The 534-nt window shown below is 36.9% G+C and carries 1 protein-coding gene and 1 pseudogene; both read right to left on the bottom strand.

Annotation, left to right across the window (positions count from 1 at the left end):
- A pseudogene (locus ILT06_RS32190) lies at positions 1–95 on the bottom strand (GerAB/ArcD/ProY family transporter); the annotation flags it as partial.
- Positions 82–534, bottom strand: a 453-nt coding sequence (locus ILT06_RS32185) for a spore germination protein (RefSeq protein WP_142328921.1), incomplete at its 5' end; no start/stop codon positions are given. The pseudogene ILT06_RS32190 and the gene ILT06_RS32185, both read right to left, overlap by 14 nt.

Raw genomic sequence — 534 nt, 5'->3', positions numbered from 1 at the left:
CTTGGCATAATTAACATACCTGATGCAAGTTGCAGTGAATGGATGAAAACAATAAATTCAAATAAAGTTATGTTTTGAAATTTAAGATTCCCCATGCGAACCACCTTCTTTTTTCTTTTTTTGTTTCGGCTGTCCTGTACTCGAGCGGGCGGTGATCATAGAAATAGGAAATCTTACAAAAGAGTCTTTTAACTCTTGAAGCCGAAATGGTGCTATTGGCAATCCGTATGGTGAACCATACGAAGTTAGTGAAACAAAATGAGCAAATAAAAGCATTAATCCACTAACAATACCTACAATCCCATAAAAGTATGCCAATAACATCATTGGAAAACGAATAAGGCGTATAGAACTTGATAAGTCATAATTAGAAACAATAAATGATGCAATGGCGGTAATAGATACGATAATAACCATAACGTTACTCACAAGACCAGCTTGAACAGCCGCCTGCCCAATTACAATCCCTCCAACAATTCCAATTGTTTGTCCAATTGGTTGTGGTAAGCGAATACCAGCTTCACGTAGCATTTC

This window comes from Bacillus sp. 17RED48 (assembly GCF_019837545.1).
GTDB lineage: Bacteria > Bacillota > Bacilli > Bacillales > Bacillaceae_G > Bacillus_A > Bacillus_A wiedmannii.
This window is presented reverse-complemented; position numbering and strand designations above follow the sequence as displayed.